Annotated in this window: 12 protein-coding genes and 1 pseudogene; 6 read left to right on the forward strand and 7 right to left on the reverse strand. The window is 73.0% G+C overall.

Annotation, left to right across the window (positions count from 1 at the left end):
- Positions 1-49: 49 nt before the first annotated feature.
- The gene (locus ACLF6P_RS09450; RefSeq protein WP_415949440.1) at positions 50-1,561 is read right to left on the reverse strand and encodes an alpha/beta fold hydrolase; all 1,512 of its coding nucleotides are present in this window, start codon (positions 1,559-1,561) and stop codon (positions 50-52) included.
- 168 nt (positions 1,562-1,729) lie between these two features.
- Between ACLF6P_RS09450 and ACLF6P_RS09455 the strand changes: the two are divergent.
- A pseudogene (locus tag ACLF6P_RS09455) lies at positions 1,730-2,184 on the forward strand (N-acetyltransferase family protein).
- A gap of 158 nt (positions 2,185-2,342) precedes the next feature.
- On the forward strand, positions 2,343-3,626 hold the full coding sequence (paaK, locus tag ACLF6P_RS09460) for a phenylacetate--CoA ligase PaaK (RefSeq protein ID WP_415949441.1): 1,284 nt from the start codon (positions 2,343-2,345) through the stop codon (positions 3,624-3,626).
- Positions 3,627-4,109: 483 nt separating this feature from the next.
- Here the strand turns inward: paaK and ACLF6P_RS09465 are convergent, their stop codons facing one another.
- Positions 4,110-5,093, reverse strand: coding sequence for an ArsR/SmtB family transcription factor (locus ACLF6P_RS09465; protein WP_415949443.1), 984 nt, complete (start codon positions 5,091-5,093; stop codon positions 4,110-4,112).
- Positions 5,094-5,185: 92 nt separating this feature from the next.
- On the opposite strand from ACLF6P_RS09465, the gene ACLF6P_RS09470 reads away from it, so the two are divergent.
- Both ACLF6P_RS09470 and ACLF6P_RS09475 read left to right on the forward strand, forming a co-directional pair.
- On the forward strand, positions 5,186-6,397 hold the full coding sequence (locus tag ACLF6P_RS09470; protein WP_415949444.1) for an MFS transporter: 1,212 nt from the start codon (positions 5,186-5,188) through the stop codon (positions 6,395-6,397).
- Between the two features lie 170 nt (positions 6,398-6,567).
- The gene (locus tag ACLF6P_RS09475) at positions 6,568-9,060 is read left to right on the forward strand and encodes a penicillin acylase family protein (RefSeq protein ID WP_415949445.1); all 2,493 of its coding nucleotides are present in this window, start codon (positions 6,568-6,570) and stop codon (positions 9,058-9,060) included.
- Positions 9,061-9,094: 34 nt separating this feature from the next.
- Here ACLF6P_RS09475 and ACLF6P_RS09480 read toward each other — a convergent pair whose 3' ends face one another.
- Positions 9,095-12,898, reverse strand: a complete 3,804-nt coding sequence (locus tag ACLF6P_RS09480; protein ID WP_415949446.1) for a CHAT domain-containing protein — start codon at positions 12,896-12,898, stop codon at positions 9,095-9,097.
- A gap of 178 nt (positions 12,899-13,076) precedes the next feature.
- Here ACLF6P_RS09480 and ACLF6P_RS09485 point away from each other — a divergent pair, with 178 nt between their 5' ends.
- Together ACLF6P_RS09485 and ACLF6P_RS09490 are read left to right on the forward strand one after the other, a co-directional pair.
- Complete coding sequence (locus ACLF6P_RS09485) at positions 13,077-13,472, forward strand: hypothetical protein (RefSeq protein WP_415949447.1); 396 nt, start codon at positions 13,077-13,079, stop codon at positions 13,470-13,472.
- Between the two features lie 40 nt (positions 13,473-13,512).
- Positions 13,513-14,424, forward strand: a complete 912-nt coding sequence (locus ACLF6P_RS09490) for a hypothetical protein (protein WP_415949448.1) — start codon at positions 13,513-13,515, stop codon at positions 14,422-14,424.
- Between the two features lie 15 nt (positions 14,425-14,439).
- Here ACLF6P_RS09490 and ACLF6P_RS09495 read toward each other — a convergent pair whose 3' ends face one another.
- The 4 genes from ACLF6P_RS09495 to ACLF6P_RS09510 all read right to left on the reverse strand — a co-directional run bounded on the left by ACLF6P_RS09495 (position 14,440) and on the right by ACLF6P_RS09510 (position 19,841).
- Positions 14,440-15,990 (reverse strand): acyl-CoA synthetase, encoded by a 1,551-nt coding sequence (locus tag ACLF6P_RS09495; protein ID WP_415949449.1) that lies wholly within the window; start codon positions 15,988-15,990, stop codon positions 14,440-14,442.
- A gap of 35 nt (positions 15,991-16,025) precedes the next feature.
- Complete coding sequence (locus ACLF6P_RS09500) at positions 16,026-17,129, reverse strand: nitronate monooxygenase (RefSeq protein ID WP_415949450.1); 1,104 nt, start codon at positions 17,127-17,129, stop codon at positions 16,026-16,028.
- 89 nt (positions 17,130-17,218) lie between these two features.
- Complete coding sequence (locus tag ACLF6P_RS09505) at positions 17,219-18,106, reverse strand: hypothetical protein (protein ID WP_415949452.1); 888 nt, start codon at positions 18,104-18,106, stop codon at positions 17,219-17,221.
- A gap of 166 nt (positions 18,107-18,272) precedes the next feature.
- A complete protein-coding gene (locus tag ACLF6P_RS09510) occupies positions 18,273-19,841 on the reverse strand; it encodes a phytoene desaturase family protein (protein WP_415949453.1) in 1,569 nt (522 codons plus the stop codon).
- Positions 19,842-19,909 lie beyond the last annotated feature (68 nt).

The raw sequence follows: 19,909 nt of genomic DNA on the forward strand, positions 1-19,909 counted from the left end.
CCTCGGAGGCCTGCGGTCTCGGAGACGTGCAGCTCGGAGACGCACGGCCTCAGAGGCCGAACTCCCGTATTGCTGCGAGGAATTCGGCCGGCCGCGCCTCGTGGACGAGGTGGGCCGCGGCGATCGTCACGAGGCGGGCGTCCGGCATCCGGGCCGCCATCGCGGCGATCTGCTCCTGCGGGAGATGACTTCCGGGGCCGCCCGCGATGACGAGCGCGGGCGCGTTGATCCTTTCGTAGCCCGCCGACCAGGCGGGATCGGGATCGTTGAGGTCCCGGTCGGTGGCGGGGACCAGCGGCCAGTCGAAGTCAAGCTCGCCTTCGGGCCGTTCGGCACCGCCCCGGCGCGGGTCGAGCGGCACCATCGTGGGCGCCTCCTCGAGGACCAGGCGGCCGATCAGCTCCGGCCGCTCCTGAGCGAGAAGCCAGGCCGCGGCCCCGCCCATCGAATGGCCGATGACGGTGGCTCCCCGCAGGTCCAGGGCCTCGAGGAAGGCCCCCAGGTCGTCGCGGAAACCGGCGAAGGAATACGTGCCGGGCCAGTCGCTGAGACCATGCCCGGTCAGATCGACCGCGAACACCCGGTGCTCGGCGGAGAGTTCGGCGGCAATGCGGGTCCAGCTGCGGCGGTCGGCGCCGCGTCCGTGGACGAGGACCACGGGCCGGGCGCTCTGCGGCCCGGTCACGGTGTACGCCAGGCGCCCGCGTGGCGTACGGACAGTGCGTACGGATGGGTCCAGGAAGGTGGCGAGCGTACGGCGGAACGCCCCCGGGTCGTCGAGCCACGGGAAGTGCGCGGCCCCGGGCTGTACGAGGAACTCGGCCGCGGGCAGCACCTCGCCCAGTCCGGCGGCCACCAGGGGGCGCGGGCCGCCGTCGAGTTCGCCGGTCAGGACGAGGACGTCGGCCTCCAGTGCCGCGAGTGCGGCGCGCGTGGCGGGCGGGTCGAAGGCGCCCTCGGAGGCATAGCGCTGTGCGGCCTCCGGGTTGACCTCGCGAGGGCTGTCGGCCGCGTGGGCTTGGGCCTGCGCGTCCCAGCGTCCGTAGAAGAAGGCCTCGAAGGATCCGCCCGGTTCCTCGCCGCGCAGCCGCGCCTCGAACCGGGGCCACACCTCGTCGAACCACGGCTCGCCCTTCCGCAGCAGCGCGGCCTCGCGCCGCTGCTCGGCGGTGACCTGGATCCCGGCGGCCCACAGGGTCGGCGTGACGAGCGCGAGCCGGCGCACGCGGCGGGGATGGGCGGCCGCGTAGAGCAGGGCAAGGTTCGCGCCCGCCGAGTGGGCGAGCAGATCGATGTGGTCGAGGCCGAGATGGATCCGTAGCGCTTCGAGGTCCGCCACCTGCCGGTCGCAGCGGTACGTGGCGGGGTCGGCCGGCACGTCGGAAGCGCCGGTCCCGCGCAGATCGAGGAGGACCAGCTGCCGGTGCGCGTCGAGACCGCCGAGGTCCCCGAGGTACGCGCTCGCGCGCATCGCGCCGCCGGGCACGCAGATCAGGGGCTCCCCGGAGCCAAGAACACGATAGGCGAGGCGGGTTCCGTCCGCGGCGGTGAAGGTGGGCATGGCGCGATCCTCACCGCCAGGTCCGCCCGGCCGCAAGGCAATTCACCAGCGGTGAAAGCGCCCGTCTCCCGGTGAAGGCACCTGCCACCGCCAGCCGCCCCCGGCGAGAGCACCCGCCCCGCACTGCCGTCACCCCCGATTTGGCAGACTGCTGCCGTGAGGGCAGCCATGCAGGTGAACAAGCACACCACCCTGAGGGCGGCGACGCCCGGCGATCTCGAGGCCATCGTCGAGCTGCGCGCCGTCGTCATGCGGCAGGACCTCATGCGCCTCGGCCGGTTCGATGCCGAGCGCGTGCGTCGGCGGATGCGGGACGCCTACGCTCCGCAGCACACCTCCGTGATCCTCCACGAGGACGCCTTCGCCGGGTCGGTGGCCCTGCGCCCGGTCCGGACGGCCGGTGGCTCGAACACTTCTACCTCCGGCCCGACCTGCAGGGACGCGGCCTCGGCACGGCCGTCCTGCGCGGCCTGCTGGCCGGGCCCGACGCGGCCGGCGAGACCGTGCGGCTGAACGTGCTGCAGGGCAGCGCCGCACGCGGGCTCTACGAGCGGCACGGCTTCGTCCTCGAGTCCGAGGATCCGGTCGACGTCTTCATGGTGCGCCGCCCCCGACGCGCCTGACGGAATCAGGCAGACCCCTTGCCCCTGACCACCGCCACCTGCGTAACTGATCCCGGCGGCTCCACCGAATGTTCGGTCGCCCGATACGGGCGTCGGCGGATGCGACGACGGGACAGACGACGGGACACGGGACAGACGACGGGAAAGGGGTACGACGGATGGCGGACATGCTCGACGCGGGAGAGCGGCTCGGCCCCGAGGAGCTCGCTCAGCTGCAACTGACGCGCCTGCGGGAGACCCTGCAGCATGCCTACGCGCGCGTGCCGCACCACCGCGCCGCCTTCGACAGGGCCGGGGTGCATCCCGAGGACTGCCGTTCGCTCGCCGACCTGGCCCGTTTCCCGTTCACCACGAAGGCGGATCTGCGGGAGAACTATCCGTTCGGGATGTTCGCCGTCGAACGCGCGAAGGTCCGCCGTATCCATGCCTCCAGCGGTACGACGGGGCGGCCGACCGTCGTCGGGTACACCGACCGGGATCTGGACGTCTGGGCCGATGTCGTGGCCCGGTCGATGCGGGCGGCGGGGGCGCGTACCGGGCAGATCGTCCATGTGGCCTACGGATACGGCCTGTTCACGGGCGGACTCGGCGCGCACTACGGCGCCGAGCGGCTGGGCTGTACGGTCGTGCCCGCTTCGGGAGGGATGACGGCGCGTCAGGTGCAGCTGATCCAGGACTTCCGCCCGGAGGTCATCATGGTGACGCCCTCGTACATGCTGACGCTGCTCGACGAGTTCGAGCGGCAGGGCATCGACCCGCGGTCCACCTCCCTCCGGGTCGGCATGTTCGGCGCCGAGCCGTGGACCGGGCAGATGCGGGCGGAGATCGAGCAGCGGTTCGCGATCGACGCCGTGGACATCTACGGGCTCTCCGAGGTGATCGGCCCGGGCGTGGCGCAGGAGTGCGTGGAGACGAAGGACGGGCTGCACATCTGGGAGGACCACTTCTACCCGGAGGTCGTCGACCCGCTGACCGGCGAGGTCCTGCCGGACGGCGAGCAGGGCGAGCTGGTGTTCACCTCCCTCACCAAGGAGGCGATGCCCGTGATCCGCTACCGGACCCGGGATCTGACGCGTCTGCTGCCGGGGACGGCGCGGGTGTTCCGGCGGATGGAGAAGGTGACCGGGCGCAGCGACGACATGGTGATCCTGCGCGGGGTGAATCTGTTCCCGACGCAGATCGAGGAGATCGTGCTGCGCACCCCGGGCGTCGCTCCACACTTCCAGCTCCGCCTCACCCGAGAGGGCCGCCTGGACGCGCTGACCGTACGGGCCGAGGCCCGCGCCGATGCGACGGGCGAGGCGCGGGAGGCCGCGGCGAGTGCGATCGCGCGGGCCGTGAAGGACGGTGTGGGGGTCTCGGTGCGGGTCGAGATCGTGGATCCGGAGACACTCGAGCGATCCGTGGGCAAGATCCGGCGGCTCGTGGACGAACGGGGTTAGGGGTGTCCGGCAGCCGCTCCCCTTGGCGGGCGGCAGCGGGTCGTACGTGCCGGCGGCCTCCCGAAAACGCGCGGCGGCCCGTCCGTCCGGTGCACGGACGGGCGGGCCGCAGGCATTTCACAGTCACGCCCCCGAGGACGCCTCGCGCATGGGCCGCTCCTCGACTCCGGCCGCCCTCATCCGCCGAGGGCAGCGGCTTGACCGGAGCCCGCGCCTATCTCCTGCTGGTACATCCGCTCCTCCACGGGTCACGGGGCGGAGCCTTCTCCGCAACATAGGCAGCACCATGTCCCGTCCACGAGGAGAACCCCGCCGGAGCGCCGCCGCCGCTCGGCGGGGTCCAATCGGATGACTGACCGTCAGTGGGTTCGGCCATTGGGTTGACGCGCCGTCAGGGTCACGGCCTTCGCCCGCGAGGCCGGTGTGACGTGGCGTCAAGGGTACTGCGAGCCGACCGTCAGAAACCCCCGGCCCGGGGGTTCTTCAGGCCTCCGTCCGCTGCGATGCCGCCTTGAGCAGCACTTCTCCCGCCGCCGAGCGGAAGTACAGGACCGAGCGCCCCGACCTGCTGCGGACCGCGAGGCCCGCGTCGAGAAGGATTCTGAGGTGCCGCCCGACGGAGCCGAGCCCCTGCCCGGTCAGGGCGACCAGCTGGGAGGTGCTCTTCGGCGTGTCGAGCAGTACGAGCACCCGGGCCCGGGACGGTCCGAGCAGCGCGCCGAGCGCCTGCGGCACCCGGCTGCGGCCGGCTTCGGCGAGCGCTCCGGAGCAGCTGTAGACGAGGGCGTGGCAGCTGCCGTCCGCGCGCCAGGCGACCCAGCCCGACTTCGGGGTGACCGGCACGAACAGCAGTCGGGTGGCGTCGAGTTGGCGGGGCGGGTTCGCGTGGGCGTTGATCCGCAGCCGGCCGTCCCCGAGCCAGCGCATCCCGGGCCGCAGCCCGTCGAGCGCGGCGCTCCAGCCGCCGCGGCCGAGCTGGGCGGTGCGGGCGGAGATGTCGGCCTCGAGGATTCTGCGTCTGCGATCCCAGTCCGGCCGCACGGTGTGCGTCCAGACCCAGTGCAGGGTGTTGGCGATGCGTTCGGCCAGGTCGTCGCGTTCGAGTTCGGGCGGCAGCGGGCCGCCGAGCGAGACGGCCAGCTCGGCACGGGCGAGCTCGGGCGGGTACCCGCGGATCCGGTCCAGTTCCTCCTCGAAGGTCTGTCTGCCCTCGGGGTCGGGCGTGGGCGTGAGGAAGTCGGCGAGCCAGGTGGCTCCGATCGCGGCCCTGAGCGTACGGGCGGTGAGCGGATCGGCGGCGAGGCGGGCGCGGTAGGCGGGCAGATGCTCGGCGAACCAGGGGCGCTCACCGGGGTGGTACGGGATGCCCCATTCGAGGGCCAGGAACGCGGCCGTGGTCTCCGCGAGGGGCGAGATCACGAAGCGGCTGTGGGCGAGGGTGTCGGTGCCGATGAGCCACAGCCCCACCCTCCCCCGCCTCCCCGTCCCGTCCTGTTGCGTGCTTTCGCGCCTGCGCGAAACACTAACCCCCGCCGCCGCCCGGCTGCGAGGAATCCTCCATGCGCACCTATCGCGATCTCTTCGCCACCCCCGAGTTCACACCCCTCTTCCTGGCCTCGGCCGGTCATATCGCAGGCGGGACCGTGAGCGGCCTCGCGCTGGGCACCCTGGTGCATACGGCGACGGGGTCACCGCTGCTGACCGCGCTCGCGATGTTCGGCCCCTCGCTGGCCCAGGTGCTCGGCGCGAGTCTGCTGCTCTCCGCGGCGGACCGGCTGCCGCCGCGCGCGGCACTGACGGGCCTGGCCCTCCTGTACGCGGCGGGCACCGCGCTGCAGGCACTGCCGGGGATGCCGGTGTGGGGGACCTTCCTGGTGCTCCTGGTCCTGGGCATGGCCGCTTCGCTGGGCGGCGGGGTGCGCTACGGCCTGGTCAACGAGGTGCTGCCCAGGGATGGTTACGTACTCGGCCGCTCGCTCCTGAACCTGTCCTCGGGCACGATGCAGATCGCCGGATTCGCGCTCGGCGGCGTGCTCGTGGTGGCCCTTTCCGCGCGCGGCGCGCTGCTCGCGGGGGCGGGCCTGTATCTCGTCTCGGCGCTCACCGCCCGCCTCGGCCTGTCCCGCCGCGCGGCCCGCGCCGAGGGGCGGGCGTCCGTCGCCGAGACCTGGCGCACCAATGCGCTGCTGTGGTCGGATCGCGCACGCCGCCACGTCTATCTGGCGCTCTGGCTGCCCAACGGTCTCGTCGTCGGCGTCGAGTCGCTCTTCGTCTCGTACGCGCCCTCGCGGGCGGGTCTGCTCTTCGCGTGCGCCGCGGGGGGCATGCTCCTCGGCGACGTCCTCATCGGCCGCTTCGTTCGCCCTGCGCTCCGTGCGCGCCTTGGCCTGCCCCTGCTCGTCCTGCTCGCGGCCCCGTACCTGGTCTTCGTCCTGCGTCCGGCCCTCCCCCTCGCCGTCGCGCTGTCCGCGCTCGCCTCGGTGGGCTTCGCCGCGAGCCTGGTCCAGCAGGAGCGGCTGATGTCGCTCACCCCGCACCAGCTCAGCGGCCACGCCCTGGGCCTGCACACCTCCGGCATGCTGACGATGCAGGGCGTGGCCGCCGCGCTCGCCGGGGCACTCGCCCAGGTCACCTCGCCCGCCACGGCGATCACGGTGATGGCGGTCCTGTCTCTCACGGTGACCCTGACCCTCGCACCCGGGCTGCGGCGCGGCGCCACGGCGGTTGCGGCGGCTGCCTGCGAGGCCGGTGCGGGAGAGGTCAGGCGGTGATCCTGTTCGGACGGTGAGCCGGGGCCGGGGCCGGATGGGCGCGTTCCGCTGCCGCCGCTCGGCGCGGCAGTGTGCACGGACGGCGAGCGGCAGTGTGCACGGACGGCGACAGGAGACCTACCGGTTGGTACGTTGAACCGCCCCTGCCCGCACACCTGTTGGGAGGATTCATGCACCGAGGATCGCGACGGTGGCTGCTGCTCGCCACCGCGCTGCTCACCGCGGCCGCCACCGCATCGCCCGCGCCGGCCGCCGACCGGGGCCAGGACGGTGACCGCCACGGGCGGCATCCCTCGCACGGCGGCCTTTCGGCCACCATCCGCTACACCGAGTACGGAATCCCGCACATCCGCGCGCAGAGCTACCCCGATCTGGGTTTCGGTACGGGGTGGGCGCAGGCGCAGGACAACGTCTGCATCCTGGCGGAGGACTTCGTCACCGTGCGCGGCGAACGCTCCAAGTACTTCGGCGCGGACGGGGCGCCCGACGGCTCGCTCTCCTCGGCCTCAACGAACGCCTCCAGCGACCTGTTCTTCCGCGGGATCAGGGACGCTGGCACGGTGGAGCGGCTCGCCGAGCTCCCGCCGCCGCTCGGCCCCAGCCGCGAACAGAAGCAGTTGGCCCGCGGGTTCGTGGCCGGTTACAACGCCTGGCTGAAGCAGAACCGCATCACCGATCCCGCATGCCGGGGCGCCGACTGGGTGCGGCCCGCCACCGCACTCGACATGTCGCGGCTGAGCTTCGCCCTGTCCGTGCTCGGCGGTCAGGGCCGCGTGGCCGATGCGATCAGCGCCGCGCAGCCGCCCGCGCCGGGCGCGCAGGCCGCGGACGTCCCGGCGCGGGAGAAGACGGGCGAGAAGGCCGAGGAACGGAGGACCCGGGAACAGGCGGAGGAGAAGGCAGCGGAGAAGGCCGAGGCCGCCCGGGAGCTGTTCGCCGACGATGACGCGGCGATGGGCTCCAACGCCGTGGCCTTCCACGGCAGTACGACGGCGAACGGCCGTGGCCTGCTGCTCGGCAATCCGCACTACCCGTGGCAGGGCGGCCGCCGCTTCTGGCAGATGCAGCAGACCATCCCCGGCAGGCTCGACGTCTCCGGCGGCGCGCTGATCGGCTCGCTTACCCCGTCCATCGGCTTCAATCGGCATGTCGCCTGGAGTCACACCGTGGCGACCGGGGTACCGGTCAACCTGCACCAGCTGACCCTGGATCCGGCCGATCCCACCACGTATCTCGTGGACGGCGAGCCGCGCCGGATGACCAGGCGCACGGTCACCATCGAGGTGAAGGGCGGCGCACCGGTCACGCGCGAGCAGTGGTGGACGGAGTACGGGCCGGTCGTGACCTCGATGGGCGCCCAACTGCCGCTGCCGTGGACGGCCACGACGGCGTACGCGCTCAACGACCCGAACGCCTCGAATCTGCGTGCCTCCGACACCGCGCTCGGCTTCGCCAGGGCTCGCAGTGTCGAGGGCGTGCGGCGGACGCTGGCCGAGACGCAGGGCCTGCCGTGGGTGAACACCATCGCGGCCGATGCGCGTGGGCACTCGCTCTTCACCCAGTCGCAGGTGCTGCCCCGCATCACCGACGAGCTCGCCGAGCGCTGCTCCACCCTGCTCGGCAGGTTCACCTACCCGGCCGCGGGTCTCGCCGTGCTGGACGGCTCGCGCTCCGACTGCGGTCTCGGCCGTGACCGCGACGCCGTGCAGCCGGGCGTGTTCGGTCCTTCGCGGATGCCGACCCTGGTGGACGCCCCGTACGCGGAGAACTCCAACGACAGCGCCTGGCTCGCCAATGCGGACCGCCCGCTGCGCGGCTACGAGCGTGTCTTCGGCGACATCGACACTCCGCGCAGGATGCGTACCCGTGGCGCGATCGAGGATGTGGCGGCGATGGCCGCGCGCGGCGGGCTGACCGTCCGGGACCTGCAGCGCCAGCAGTTCGCGGACCGGGCGCCCGCAGGAACGAAGGGCGCGGCCGAGGCGGCCGACGCCTGTGCGCTGCTGCCCGGCGGCAAGGCCATGACCGGTGACGGCCGGGCCGTCGAGGTGGGTGAGGCCTGCGAGGTCCTGAGGAACTGGGACCGGACCATGGACCCGGACAGCCGTGGTGCACTGCTCTACGACCGCTTCTGGCGGAATCTGACCGGCGCACTCGGTGCGCAGGGCGTATGGACGACGCCCTTCGACCCGGCGGACCCGGTCCGTACCCCGCACACGCTCAACACCGGTTCACCGGCCTTCGCCACCGCGCTCGCCGAGGCCGTCGCCGAGCTCGACGCGGCCGGCATCGCGCTGGGCGCCCCGCTCGGTGAGCACCAGTACGTCGTACGGGACGGAACGCGCATCCCCGTGCCCGGCGGCACCGAGTCGCTCGGTGTGTGGAACAAGGTGGAGGCCTCGTGGGATCCCGCCGCCGGCTACACCTCGGTGCGTACGGGATCCAGCCATATCCAGGCGGTCGGCTGGGACGGCTCGCGCTGCCCCGTGGCGCGCACGCTCCTCACGTACTCCCAGTCGCAGAACCCGAACTCGCCGCACGCCGCCGACCAGACCCGGCTGTTCTCACAGCAGCGGTGGGTGACCTCGCGGTTCTGCGAGAAGGACATCAGGCGGTCGCCGGAGCTGAAGGTGGTGAAGGTCATGGAACGGGGACGGCGGTGAGGGCGCGGGGCCGTGCTGTCCAGGGCACTGGGCATCACGGCCCCGCGTGCACCTGGCACGCCCACAGGCTGGGCGTGTGGGGATAGGTGTCGCGCAGGGTGCGTACGGCGCCGTGCAGGGCTTCGGCCGTGCGGGCGACGTCGAGCGTGCCGTCGCCCCGGTCCAGGGCCTCGTACACACCCAGCGCCACCTCCCGCCCGATCATGTCGTCCACGTGCCACAGCGAGCCGACGACATGGGGGAAGCCCGCCATCTGGAAGGCGCTGACGATGTGGACGGCCTCGTCGGCGAGCTCGGGACTGGTGAGCAGGGTGTCGCACGAGGACAGATAGGCGAGCCGCACGGACGGCAGCCGCAGCCGGGCCAACGCGCTCACGGTCAGCGGATGTTCCGTGTGGTCGTGCAGGACGAGCCGGCTGCCCGAGGCGCGTTCCAGATCGCCGAGCGCGTGGCAGGCGAAGTGGGCGTAGGTGTTGCGGTGCAGGGCCGACACGACCGCCGCATGGGTGGCGGTCTCGCCCGCGAGCAGTTCCGCGCCGGGCAGCTTCCTGGCCAGCTCCTCGGCCTCGTCGCGGGCGCCGGGGAGCGCGGCCTGTCCGGCGGCCTCGGTGACGCTCACGACGAGGGTGCCGCCGCCCGCCGGGCGGGCCGCCCGCCGGCGCGCGTGGTGCAGGGCCCGCAGGGTCGGTGTGTACGAGGAGACCACCCGGTCCAGGGCGCCGGGCACGGCGCCGGTGTCCGCGGGGGCCGCCGCGTGCAGGGGCAGTGTGCCCAGGAGGCCGCCGGGCGACCACCACACCCGGGACGCCCCGGGCAGCCGGTCCAGGACCGGGCCGGTGACCGCCCGCCACAGCCAGGCGAGGGTCTCCCGTACGACCTGCTGCGCACGCCGGGCCTGCCTGCGCGAGGTCTCGGGTGCGTCGATGCGCACCAGCGCGTCCTGGAAGGCCCGCCGGCGGGTCGCGGTGGTTTCCGGGCCAAGGTCCGGGAGCGGTACGGCTTCGATGGCGTGCTCGGTGACGATCAGGGCGTGGCTGCCGTACGGGGAGATGTTGACCAGGACGACCGGGCCCGAGGCTGCCGTGGCACGCAGTTCCCGCTCGTCCCAGTCCCGCACCGGGCGCAGCAGGCCAAGTGCGGGGTGCTCGGTGCGGATCCGGGCGGTGAGCTCGCGCCATTCGGCGGCCAGGCGCTGCCGTTCGTCCGCGCGGGCCGCGACCAAGGCGGTGGCGTCGGCGGAGCCGGGCGGTTCCTCCGGCAGCGGCCCGAGACCGCCGGTCGCCGCATCGAGCAGCTCCCGGAGTTCCTCGAAGCGGTCGGCGAGGCCGGGGGCGGCCTCCCGCAGGCGGGTCAGGTCGCTGTCGGCGTCGAAGGCGTGCGAGAGGATCACGCCCCTCGCCTGTTCGAGCAGGCCGACGGCGAGTCCGGGCCGTCCGCAGCGCACCGCGCACGCCGCGGCGTCGGCGCCGAGCCCGACGGTACGGCTCAGCAGGAACTCCTGGTCGTCACGGACGAGATGGCGGGGCGCGACGGAGTGCAGCAGATCGACCGCCACGACATAGCCCTCCAGGGCGCCGTCCCAGTCCTCCAGCTCCGCCCGGACATCGCCCCAGGCCCGTGCGGCATCCAGGCGCAGAACGGGCGCGCACTGCTGCTCGAGGGCCGCTTCCCGGAGCCGCTCGGACGCTTCGACCAGGTCGGCCCGACGGCGACGGCGGCGGCGCGGCCCCACCCCGCGCAGGGCGTTGCCCAGGTTCGAAAGGCGCTGTGTGCGGGTGGGGTGACCGGGCGGGGTGACCTCGGCGGCCCGGCGGTACAGCGCGACCACCTCGTCCTGGGCGGCCGTCGACAGCAGGGTGCGGGGGCTCAGGAGGCGTGCGCCCGCGGCCGCCGTGAGGGCAACGGGCAGGTCCGCGGAGTGCGGGGGCAGTGCCGCGATCACCGAGTCGGCCAGCTCTCGCCCCTCACGTACCTCGTCGATCCGCAGCGTGTGCGCGCTGCGTGCCAGAAGGGCCAAGGCGAGATTGAGGCGGCGCCGGGGCAGCACCGGATGGCCCGGCGGAGTGAGGGCGATCGCTTGCCTCAGGAGCCGTACCGCCTCGTCGAGCCGGGCTTCGGGGTCGGTGGCCCGCTCGGAGCCCGCCAGGAGGCCGAGCCCGGTCGAGCTCACCCGCATCGCCTCGTACGCGGGGCCCATGCCGGGCAGTTCGGCGGCCCGGCGCCGGCATTCCACGGACTCGCGCAGGTCGTCGCCGTCCTCGTTCAGCCGGTGCCGCAGACTCAGTGCGGCACCGAGGTTGAGCAGCCGCAGCCCGAGGGATCCGTGCCCCTCGCGCGTGAGGGCCACGGACTCCCGGTGGGCCCGTACGGCCTCGTTCAGCTCCTCCGCTGTCCCGGAGCGCTGGAAGCAGGCGATCAGCACCAGGCCGAGGTCGTCGAGGGCCGCGGCACGGTCCGGGTGGCCCGGTGCCATGACCTGCTCGGCGCGGCGCAGTTGGCGCAGCGCCTCGTCCAGATCGGCCCCGTTGGTCCCCGGATCGCGCAGGTAGCGGTTGTAGAGGACCATCGCGGGGGCGATGAGCGGCAGTTGCGGCCCGTCCGGCGCCTCCGCGGATGCCGTGGAAGCGGGGCCGGTGAGGCCGAGCGCCGCGTCCAGATCGGCTGTCGAGCCGGTCGCGACGGAGCGGGCCCGCAGGGCGTTGCCGAGCGCGTTGCGCAGCGCTGCGGTCTCTCCCGGGCTGTCCGCCGTCCGCAGTCCCTCGGTGAACACGGCGATCGCCTCGTCCAGGTCGGCCGTCCGGCCGGTGTGGTGCGCCCTGAGCACGAGGGCCATGCCCAGGTCGTGTCCCGCCGAAGCGGCTTCCTTCAGCCTGCCGCCTAGGGCCCGGCGGCAGGCGTCCACCACTTCGTCGCACTGCTCGGGCGTCGCACCCTCCACCTGCCGCAGCAGTCCCAGCGCCTCCCCCAGCGCGCCGAAGGCGTCGGGGATGTGCGGGTGGTCGGGCGGAAGTTGGGCCAGTACGTCCCGTGCGATGCCGACCGCCTCGTAGAGGTCCTCGGTGTCGTGCGCGTCCAGGTAGCGGCTCAGGAGCAGCCGGCCGAGTCCGTCGAGGGCGAGGACCCGTTCCGGGGAGGCGGCCGGGATCCGTCGGAGAGCGTGGTGGACGAACCGGACCGGGTCCGCGTCCGGCAGGTCCGCCAACGGCCAGGACTCCCCCGCCCGGGGCAGGAGGCCGGCAGCGCCTCTGAGCCGGCCTGCGAACCAGGGTTCGTGCTCGGGCGTCGCCAGTACGGCGAGGGCAGCGAGCCCGGTCGCGGAGGCGAGCTGCGCCTCGCGCGAGGGCGCCACGGATGCCATCAGTGCGGCCAGTTCGTGGAGCCTGCGGTCGGATTCGGAGGCGCCCGGCGGCGGGGTGTGCTGCTGTCCCCTGGCCAGGATCTCGAAGGCGGCGACCTGGGCCGACCACTCGTGCGGGCTGTCCGCGTTCGCCGGATCGGGGTGGACGGCCGGATCGTTGGCGGCGTAGCCCGCCGCCAGCTCCGGCGGCACCAGCCCCGGGTCGGCGACCCACACCGGGTAGAGCAGGGTTCCGGCCATGGACCCGTGTACTGCGCCGCGGTGCCCGGGCTCGGCCATCGCACGGGCGACGCAGAGCCAGCCGGCGGCGTGCCGGGCCTCCATGTCGGTGCGCGTGTCGCAGGTCCGCAGCAGCCCCCGCAGCTCGGCGTCCGCGGCGGGTCCGGAGACCACATGCGCGTCCACCCGCCCGGCCGCTGTCCTGGCCCGGTCGACACGCGCGCGCACCGCAGCGAGGAACGAGTCCCGGTCGTATCCCACGCTCCAGCTCCTCCCGGCCGGTGCTTGGGGGGTGTCCGGCGGATCATGCCACCGACGCGGGGGGCTGGCACGCCGTTCAAGGCACCGCAGTTCGAGGGCGGCCTGATCCGCCGGACACCCCCTAAGACAGCATGCCAACTCCCGCTCAACTCCGCTTGATCTACGGCACACTTGGACCATGACCGCATCTCCCGACCTGTCCTCGGCCGACCGTCGGTCCGCGGCGGCGCTGTGCGCGCTGCTCGGCACGCCCGAGGACCTGAGGGGCCCCGGCGTGCGGGAGCTGGCCGAGCGGGCGCGGGACCTGCTGCGGCAGGGCGCGGGCGCAGAGGAACTCGCCGACTGCTACAGCGCCCTGGACACGGCGCTGCGCCGGGCGGGGGACGCGCGCGGGCTGGTCGGCGGCTCCCGGGGCGGGCGGGTCCCGGGCGTCTCCCGGCGCATCAAGGTGGCCCTGTGTCCCGGGCCGATCGGGTGCACGCGGGTCGAACGGGCCCGCGATCTGTTCCCCGCCCCGTCCTGCGCGGTCCATGGCATCCGTATGAGCAAGGGCGATCTGAGCCCCGGCCAGTGACCCCGCCCACCTCCACGCCCACGCCGACGCCCACACCCCTATGAACCCACTCCTCGCCACCCTGGGCAGCAAGCTCACCGAACGCTGGCTGAACCTGCTGGTCCTCCCCGGCGCCCTCTTCCTGGCCGCCACGGCCGTCGGCACCACCCTGGGACACCGCCACTGGCACGATGGCGAACGGCTGCGCAGCACGCTGGACGAGCTCGCGGCCCGGCCCGCGCTCGACCGCGCCGGTACGGCCGCGCTCCTTGTCGCGTTCGTCCTGCTCGGCGCCACCGCGGCCTCGCTCGCCGCGCAGTTCCTCGGCGGTGCGATCGAGCGGTATCGGCTGCGGTTCGGCCGCGACCCGCTGTCCCGTGCCCTCACCGCCCGCCGGATCCGCAGGTGGCGGGAGCTCGACAGACGGTACGAGGGGGCCCTCGGTGCCGTCTCCACGGCCGAAGGCCGCCCGTCCGTCCCGCCGGACGTCCGGGCGCGCATCGAACATCTCGCCGAGGCCCGCGACCGCGTCGCGCTGCGCATACCGAACCGTCCCACCTGGTACGGCGACCGCGTCCAGGCGGCGGCGGAACGCGTCCACCTGGCCTACGGAGTGGACCTCGCCGCCCTCTGGCCACGGCTGTGGCTGACTCTCCCCGAACCCGCCGTGCGCCAGATCCAGGCCGCCCACGACTCCTTCACAGCCGCCGCCCGCCTCACGGCATGGGCCGTGGGCTATGCCGTGCTCGCCTGCTGGTGGTGGCCGGCCGCCCTGGTCGCCCTCGGCTGCGCGGCCGTCGCCCGCTCCCGCGCGCACGACGCCCTGGACGCGCTCGCCGAGCTCATCGAGGCCGCCGTCGACGTCCACGGCCGGGAACTCGCCGAGCGGGTCGGCCTGATCGGGACGGAGCCGCAGGTGCTTGGCCGTGCGGTGGGTGACCGGATGTCGGAGCTGTTCAGGAAGGCCGAGTGAGGGGCGGGCGGTCGTTCACATGGGCCGCTCGTGCCCCTCCCAGTACGGCTCGCGCAGCCGCCGCTTGTAGAGCTTGCCGTTCGGGTCGCGCGGCATGGTCTCGATGAAGTCGACGCTCCTGGGCCGCTTGTAGCCGGCGAGTTGCCGCTCGCAGTGCGCCAGGATGTCCTCGGCGAGCGCCTCGCCTGCCTGGTGTCCCTGCGCGGGTTCGACGACGGCCTTGACCTCCTCGCCCCAGTCGGCATGCGGGATGCCGAAGGCCGCGGCGTCCGCGACGGCGGGGTGGGTGAGCAGCGCGGACTCGATCTCGGCCGGATAGATGTTCACGCCACCCGAGATGATCATGTCGATCTTGCGGTCGCGCAGGAACAGATAGCCGTCCTCGTCGAGCATCCCGAGGTCGCCGACGGTGAAGAAGTCGCCGATGCGGTTCTCCTTCGTCTTCTCCTCGTCCTTGTGGTACGAGAATCCGCCGGTCTTCATCTGCATGTAGACCGTGCCGAGTTCACCGGGCGGCAGCCGGTTGCCGTCGTCGTCGAAGATCGCGAGCTCGCTGATGGGCCAGGCCTTGCCGACCGTGCCCGGCTTCTTCAGCCAGTCCTCGGCGGTGGCGAAGGCGCCGCCGCCCTCGCTGGCCGCGTAGTACTCCTCGACGCAGCTCCCCCACCACTCGATCATCGCCCGCTTCACATGGTCCGGGCAGGGCGCCGCGCCGTGGATCGCGTGCCGCATCGAGGAGACGTCGTACGCGGACTTCGTGGCCTCCGGCAGCGCGAGCAGGCGGTGGAACTGGGTGGGCACCATGTGGGTGTGGGTGCACCGGTACGTGTCGATGAGCCGCAGCATCTCCTCGGGCGTCCACTTGTCCATCAGGACCAGCGGATGCCCGATGTGCAGGGATGCTCCTGCGAACTGGAGCACGGCCGTGTGGTAGAGCGGCGAGCACACCAGGTGAACGTTCTCGTCGAAGGGCTGGATGCCGAAGATGCCGAGGAACCCTCCGAGATGCGCCTCCTCGGGCAGCTTCCCGGACAGCGGGCGGCGGATGCCGCGGGGGCGTCCGGTGGTGCCGGAGGTGTAGTTCATCACCCACCCCTGGGTGCGGTCCGCGGGCACCGCATCGGGCTGTCCGTCAAGGAGTTCGCCGTACGGGCGGAAGCCCGCCACGGAGCCGACCGCGTAGCGCCGCTCGGCGGGCAGTTTGGCCTCGTCGGCGGCGCCCGCGGCGGCCTCGGCGAAGCGCTCGTGGGCGATGAGGACCTTGGCGCCGGAGTCGGCGACGATCCAGGCGATCTCGGGACCGACCAGGTGGTGGTTGACGGGCACGAGGTAGAACCCGGCCTGGGAGGCGGCGAGGTACGCGGTGAAGAACTCCACGCCGTTGGGCAGCACGACGGCGAAGGCGTCGCCCCGCTCCAGACCCGCGGCGCGCAGCCCGTGCACGAGCCGGTTCACGGCGGCGTGCAGCCGCCCGGCGCTCCATGCCTCGCCGTCGGGTGCGATGAGGATCCTGCGGTCCGGGTCGGCCGTCGCCTGCGCCCAGAAGCCGTTGGGTGCTTGGGACATGTTCAGGGGCTCCTTCGAGTGCTGGGCCGCAGGGGTCAGTCCCGGCCCGCGATGCGGTTGAGGCGGTCGATGGCGCGCTCGAAGCCGCGGGTGAGGTCGTCGAAGATCTCCTGTACGGCGCGCTCCGAGTTCATCCGGCCGACGATCTGGCCGACGGGCGTGCCGAGCAGCGGCTCCACCTCGTACTTCTGGATCCGGGTGAGCGCCTCCGCGACGAGCAGGCCCTGCAGCGGCATCGGGAGGGTGCCGGGGCCCTGCGGGTCGTCCCAGGCGTCGGTCCACTCGGTGCGCAGCTGGCGGGCGGGTTTGCCGGTCAGGGCGCGCGAGCGGACGGTGTCGCCGGAGCCCGCGGCGAGGAGTTTCTCGGTGACGGCGCGCGAGTGCATATCGGCCTCGGCGGCGGTGAGCCAGATCGATCCGGTCCATACGCCCTGCGCGCCGAGCGCGAGGGCGGCGGCGACCTGTTCGCCGCCGCCGATGCCGCCGGCCGCGAGCACGGGCAGCGGGGCGACCGCCTCGACCGCCTCCGGGGTGAGCACCATGGAGGCGATCTCACCGGTGTGCCCTCCGGCCTCGTAGCCCTGGGCGACCACGATGTCGATGCCGGCTTCCTTGTGCTTGAGCGCGTGCCGTGCGCTGCCCGCGAGCGCGGCGACGAGGACGCCCTTGGCGTGTGCCCGCTCGATCACGTCGGCGGGGGGTGAGCCGAGCGCGTTGGCGAGCAGCTTGATCGGGTAGTCGAAGGCCACGTCGAGCTGGGTGCGGGCGACCTGTTCCATCCAGCCGGTGATCCGCCAGCCGGAGGCCTCGCCCTCGGCGAGTTCGGGGACGCCGTACTTGGCGAGGGTCTCGCGGACGTACTCGCGGTGGCCGGCCGGGATCATCGCCTCGACATCGGCCTCCGTGACGCCCTCGACCTTCTTGGCGGGCATCACGACATCGAGGCCGTACGGCTTCCCGTCGGTGTGCCGCTCCATCCAGTCGAGATCGCGTTTGAGCTCGTCTGGGGCCGTATAGCGGACCGCGCCGAGCACGCCGAAGCCGCCGGCGCGGGTGATGGCCGCGGCCACGGCGGGGAACGGCGTGAAGCCGAAGACGGCGTGCTCGACTCCGAGTTTCTTGCTCAGCTCCGTCTGCATGCGGGCAGGATGCCGTAGGCGGGCGGCCGAGGGAAGAGATTTTCTGACTGAGTGTCAGATTGCTTGCGGCCGGGTCCGGCCGAGCCCGGTCACTGCGGCGGCTGGTAGGGATGCTGCGGGTTGGCGCCGGGCTGCGGGTGCGGGGCCGGGTGCTGCGGCGGGGCCTGGTGCGGCTGCTGCGGGTGGGCGCCGCCCGGCTGCTGGTGCTGCGGCGGAGCCTGGTGCGGCTGCGCGGAGTGGGGCTGCTGGGCCTGCGGCTGGCCGTAGGGCTGTGCGGTCCCGTACAGCTGGGGCTGGCCGTTTCCGTAGGGCTGGGGCTGGACGTACGGCTGTGGTTGACCGTAACCCTGAGGTTGAGGTTGACCGTAGGCCTGTGCCTGTGCCTGTGCCTGTGGCGCGTACGGGCTTCCCGGCGGGACCAGCCGCAGGCGTCCGTTCGGCTCGTTGAGAGGCACGAATCCCATCGCCTGCAGCCGACGGCCGATGTCACCGCGCCACTTGCGACGCACCAGGAAGCTGCCGCCCGCCACCAGCACGGCGACACCGAGCAGCACGCCCCAGAACACCGCGATGTCCGGGGTCCGCTGCATCTGCAGGGCGACGATGACGAAGGCGACCGGGACGGCGACCAGACGCCGCTTCTCGTTCTGCGTGGCGTACATGTCGAAGCGGATCCGATTGCGCAGCAGCTCCGGTACCTCGGTCGGCAGCTGCGGCAGCGGGGCTCCGGCGCCGGGCGGGTGCTGTGCCCAGGCCTGCTGTGCGCGCTGCCGCGCCTGCGGGTCGGGGTCGGGAACGAGCAGCATCTTCAGGCCCTGCATGCCGATGACAACATCCGCGTACTGGTAGCCGAACCGCTCGGCGAGGGCCGCGATCCGCGCGAGCTTCTTCACCGAGGCCCAGTAGCTCGTCACCTCGGCCGGCTGCCCGTAGGCCATGGCGTCCATGACCGTACGGACCTGCGATGTGGTGCTCATGGCTCTTCCCTCCCTGTCCCGGCCGCTCGTCGCGGCCCGGGTCCGCCACCCTCTCACAGCCTCCTGTGCCCGGAACCCGCTCCCCCGGCGTCATCACTTCCCGGCCCCGGACTTCCGGCACCCCCGGACTTCCGGCACCCCGGACTCCCCCAACCCCCTGGCGTCCTCACTCCCCCAGCACCACCATCGCCGCGTTGTGCCCGGGAATCCCGCTCACCCCGCCGCCGCGTACCGCGCCCGCCCCGCAGAGCAGCACGTTGGGGTGTGCGGTCTCCACGCCCCAGCGCCCGGTGCCCTCCTGCGCGTACGGGAAGGCGAGGTCGCGGTGGAAGATGTTGCCGCCGGGCAGGCGCAGATCGCGTTCCAGATCGAGGGGTGTCCTCGCCTCGATGCAGGGGCGGCCCTGTGCGTCGAGAGCGAGCAGGTCCGTGACCGGTTCGGCGAGGTGGGTGTCCAGCTGGTCGAGGGTCGCCTTGAGGAGTTCCTCGCGTACGGAGTCGTTGTCGCCGGTGAAGAGGCGGGCCGGGGTGTGCAGGCCGAAGAGGGTGAGGGTGTGGTGGCCGCTCGCGGCCAGCTCCTCGCCGAGGATGCCCGGGTCGGTCAGGGAGTGGCAGTAGATCTCGGAGGGCGGCGCGGAGGGCAGCCGGCCGGATGCGGCCTCGGCATGGGCGGTCGCCAGCTGTGTGTAGCTCTCACGGACGTGGAAGGTGCCGGCGAAGGCCTCGCGCGGGTCGACGTCCTGGTCCCGAAGCCGGGGCAGCCGCTTGAGCAGCATGTTCACCTTGAGTTGTGCGCCCTCGGCGGGCGGGGGCGGCTGCTCGCCGAGCAGCGCGGCGAGCACCTGCGGGGAGGCGCCGACGAGGACGTGCCGGGCGGCGGCCGTGAATTCCTCCGCCTCGCCGCGGCAGGTGACCTCCGCGCGGGTGCCGTCCGTCTCGACCCGGACCGCCTCGCACCCGGTGGCGAACACCGCTCCGGCATCGAGGGCCGCGCCCGCCAGCGCGTCGGTGAGCGCGCCCATGCCGCCGAGCGGCACATCCCAGGCTCCGGTGCCGCCGCCGATCACGTGGTACAGGAAGCAGCGGTTCTGCCGCAGGGAGGCATCCCGGGCATCGGCGAACGTGCCGATCAGCGCATCGGTGAGGACGATGCCCCGTACGGCATCGTCCTGGAAATGCTCCTCGATCGCCGCGCCGAGCGGCTCCTCGAACAGCATCCGCCAGGCGTCCTCGTCGTCCACCCGCGCCCGCAGCTCCTCACGGGTGGGCAGCGGTTGGGTGAGCGTGGGGAACACCCGCCGGGCGAGGCGTCCGGTCATCCCGTAGAACCGTTCCCAGGCCTCGAACTCCCGCTCCGAGCCGGTGAAACGCGCGAACGCCTCCCGGGTGCGCGCCCTTCCGCCGCCCACCAGGAGTCCGGTGTCGCGGCCGCCGCGACGCACCGGGGTGTACGAGGAGATGTCGCGTCCGCGGACCGCGAAGTCGAGGCCGAGTTCGCGGACGATCTTCCGTGGCAGCAGGCTGACCAGGTACGAGTAGCGCGAGAGCCGGGCGTCCACGCCTTCGAAGGCGTACGTGGAGACGGCGGCGCCTCCGGTGTGGCCGAGCCGTTCCACCAGGAGCACGGAGCGACCGGCGCGGGCCAGATAGGCGGCGGCGACCAGCCCGTTGTGCCCACCGCCGACGATCACGGCGTCGTAGCTGCGGCGGGCGGGCGGCACTCCGTGTGCGGTCATGGCTCTTGGTAACACGGGATGATCGCCACCCGCCAGAGAACCGCCACCCGCCAGAGAAGGGGAAGGGA

Source organism: Streptomyces lothianensis (genome assembly GCF_047779955.1).
Taxonomy (GTDB): domain Bacteria; phylum Actinomycetota; class Actinomycetes; order Streptomycetales; family Streptomycetaceae; genus Streptomyces.